The organism is Streptomyces sp. NRRL F-2664, from assembly GCF_000719345.1.
Lineage (GTDB): Bacteria > Actinomycetota > Actinomycetes > Streptomycetales > Streptomycetaceae > Streptomyces.
Window position 1 is genome coordinate 1 of record NZ_JOFX01000127.1, and the last position, 3,957, is coordinate 3,957.

The following is a 3,957-nucleotide window of genomic DNA, read 5'->3' on the forward strand; positions in this document are numbered from 1 at the left end:
TTCCCACTCCGCATTCGTCAGATCCCCACGGCCCATACGACGAGCCTGCCCTCAACACCCCACCCCTGTCCGGAGATCCGAGAAACAGCCCCTAGGGGCCGCGCGAAAATCGCCGGTACACCGGTCGGCGGGACACCCTCTCCGCCGGGAGGGCGGGGGCTGATCATAGGAGAGACAGCGGTTCGGAGTACTGATTGCCTAGACATGTCTGCCCGAATCACCCCAGAGTATCCCCGGAGCCCGTTCGTGCCTTCCTCTGCCGCCTCGTCTTTGCCGTCATCTTCTGCTGCTGTCCGTCGTGTCTGCCGTGTTCGCCGTGGGGGTGTGGCTGGTCTGCTTGTCCTGGCGGCTGCCGGAACGGTGGGCGGGGAGGGTGCGGGTGAGGCGTTCGCTGCTCCCGGTTCCCGCTCCGCGGCCGCGGCCGCGGCCGCTGGTGGGGTGCCAGGTGTCTCCGGCACGGTGTCGGGTGTGTTTGCGCCGGGTGAGGAGGCGGGGGGTGCGGTGGATGCGCGGACCGGCCGCTTCTCGCTGGAGGTGCCGCTCCTGGGTACGGCGGGGCGTGGGGAGGCTTCGTTCGGTCTGGTGTTGTCGTATGACCAGGAGTTGTCGGGTTTGGGGGTGGACCGGCTGGGACTGGGTGCGGGTATGGGTTTGGGCCTGCCGTTCGTCGACACCGGGGAGGGCCGTGCCATGGTGGCGGGCGGGGTGTGGGAGATCGACACTGAGCGTGCGGTGCCCGGCGGGACGGGTTCTGGTCTGAAGCGGTTCGCGGGTGAGGGGGTGCGCTTCGAGCATGTGCCGGGCGGCAGCCTGCCCGCGCGGGAGGGGGTGGAGGGGCGGGGTTATGAGTGGCGGCTGGCGGACCGCAGGGATGGGTCGGTGCAGTACTTCGATGCGGACGGCAATCCGGTGGCGTTTGCGGACCGGCACGGCAACCGCACCGACTTCGCCTTCACCCCGGCGGGTGGGGACGCCTGGCAGCTGGCATCGGTCACCGACCCGTACGGTGCTGTGACCGGGGCTGTTTACGACGAAGGCCGGGTGGTGTTCACGGGTCCGGCGCGCTCGGGCGACGGGCACCGGCTGACGGCGGTGCTGGAGCTGGAGGAGGGGAAGGTCCGCAGGATCACCGGCAGTGATGCTGCTGTGACCAGTCTGGAGTATGAGCAGCCGCTGTCCGGCCATGGTGCGGTGGTCTCGCGGGTGGTATCGCCGCTGGGGGCGGTGACGGAGATCGGTTATGAGGAGCTGGCGGGGGCGCCGGTTGCGGCGCTGGTGGCGTCGCGTGTGCGGGTCCTGGACGCGGAGGGGGTGCTGGCTGCTCCGGAACAGCGGGTGAATGTCTCGGTCGAGGAGGGCCGCAGCTATACCGGTTCCGGTTCCGGGGGCGGCTTCGCGGGCGAGGACGATGTGTTCGACCAGCGGAGCGGTTACACCTATGCCTCTGAGGTGTCCTTCCTGGGCGGGGACGGGGAGGCGGAGCGGCGGGTGGTGTCCCGCTACAACAGCCTGCACCTGCTTACCTCCCAGCAGGTGTTCACCTCCGCGCTGGGGGAGAGGGCGGCGGGTTCGCTGGAGCGTGTCTTCAGCTGGCAGAACGGTTCGGATTCGCCGGCGCCTCCGCCGAAGGGCGAGGAGCTGCCCGCGGACTGGGCCTCCCCGGTGCGCGAGGCGAACACCGTCTACAACTCCGCCGGGGGCAGCCGCGAGGTGGCGACCACCGCGGCCTACGACTCCTTCGGCCGGCCGGTGAGGACTGCTGATGAGACCGGCGCCGTTACTGAGATCGTGTACGACACCGAAGACGGTGCTACCGGCCTCGTCCTGTCGCAGAAGGTAGCGGACCGGGACGGCAAGGTGCTGCAGGAGACCGCCAACACCCTTTCCGCAGACCGGCGCACGGTCACCGGGACCGTCACCCGCACCGCAGACAGCAGCGGGAAGCTCACCGCCCGAGAGCAGACGACCTTCACCTACGACAAGTACGGGCAGCCGGCTTCGCAGACCACCGCATGGGCTGACGGCGCCGGTGAAGAGGGCCGGGGCGAGGGGCCGGGCGAGCTGAAGACTGTCGTCAGCCGGACGGTGGAGGGCGGCCGTCTGACCGAGGCAGTCACGACCGCTGCGGGCACGGACGCGCAGACCACCACCGCCCGCACCATCGACCTGGCCACCGGGGCGGTGCTGGAGGAGATGGGGCCGGGCGGGCGGGTGGTGTCGCGGACGGAGTACGACCGCCAGGGCCGGCCGTCTGTGCACACGGTGCTGCCGGACTCCGACAAGCCGCAGACCACACGCATCGCCTACCCCTCCCCTGCCGTCACGGTCACCGCCACCCCCGACGGGCGGCGCATCACCGAGACCCTCGACGCGCTGGGCCGCCCGCTGCGGACCGCGGACAACTACCGCGACGGCGCCTACGCCAAAGAGCCCGACGCAGACGGTGCGCGCACCCTGTCCGAGGCCGACTACTCCCAGTGGGCCCACTACCGGGTGACCATGACCGACCAGGCCGGACGCAAGACCGTTGCCTCCTCCGACCCGTGGGGCCACACCAGCAGTGTGACGGGCCCGGACGGCACCACCGTGAAAACCGCCTCCGACATCGTCGCCGAAGCCGTCACCCGGGGCATCCTGGGCACAGACCAGAAGGATGCCGGCCTCGGCGAGGCCCGCGCCGTGTCGGTGCAGGACGCCGACAGCACGGCACGGACCACCTCGACGAGGGTCGTCTTCGCCGACGGCACCCCCGCCGCCGGCTCTGCTGCCCGAACCGACGCCCTGGGCCGCACCCTGGCCTCCACCAGCAGCGAGGTCACCACCACCCCCTCCTACGGGCCCGGCGGCATCCCCCAGAGCGCCGTGCTGAACCCCGCCGCACCCGATGCCTACCCCGGGCAGGAGTTCACCGCAGCCCTCACCCGCGACCTCGCCGGACGCCAGACGGCTAAGTCCCTCACGCAGGGCGATCCCGGACAGGGCGACACCCGCACCGGCGTGCGCAGCACCTACGATCCGGCAGGCCGCCTGGCCTCCCAGACAGACCAGCTCGGCAACACCACCGCCTACACCTACACCCCCGACGGCCAGGTCGCCGAAGCGGTAGTGCAGGCCAAGGACGGCAAACTGGTCTCGAAGACCGCGCACACCTATGACCGCGCCACCGGCCTGCGTATCTCCTCTGCGGTGGCCGACGCCAGCGGGGCCACCACGGTCCGGCAGACCGAGTACGACGCCCTGAACCGGGTCACCGGCATCTGGGAAGGCGCCCGCGACGACGCGGACGCCAAGAAGAACACCCTCATCACCTACGCCTACGACAGCGAAGGCCGCCTGGCCTCCACCGCATACCCCGACGGCAAGACCACCTCCCGCACCTACAACCAGGCAGGCCAGCTGGTATCCGCCACGGATGCGGCCGGCGCCGTCACCGCCTACACCTACAACCCCGACGGCAGCCTGGCCAAGGCCGTGCAGAAGACCGCAGACGGCCAGCAGACCTCCGCCGCCTACACCTACGACAGCCTCGGCCGCGTCTCCCGCACCGAGTACGGCAACGGCACCGTACTGACTGTCGACTACTACGACAGCGGCCAGCCGAAGAAGGAGACCCTCACACGCAAGGACGGCACCCTGCTATCCGAAACCGCCTACACCTACAACACCCGCGGAGACCTGGCCACCCGCACCGACACCCGCCCCACCACCAGCCCTGCCCCCGGCAGCGGCAGCGGCAGCGGCAGCGGCAGCAGGGAAGGCGTGCAGGAAGGCGCCAGCGGCAGGCAGGAGGATGCCAGCGCGGAAGGCAGCGGTGGAGCAGGGGCCGGCGGCGGCACGCCGGTGACGACGCACACCGTCCACGGCTACGACGCCTACGGCCGGCTCACCTCCACCGTCCTGCACGGCGGCGGCGACGCGAAGGCGCCGGTGCTGCGGTCGACCGCCTACACCGCCAAC

Annotated in this window: 1 protein-coding gene; it reads left to right on the top strand. The window is 70.8% G+C overall.

The annotated features are described in order from the left end of the window. Positions 1 to 501: 501 nt before the first annotated feature. Positions 502 to 3,957, top strand: a 3,456-nt coding sequence (locus tag IF89_RS39090; RefSeq protein ID WP_158718087.1) for a hypothetical protein, incomplete at its 3' end; no start/stop codon positions are given.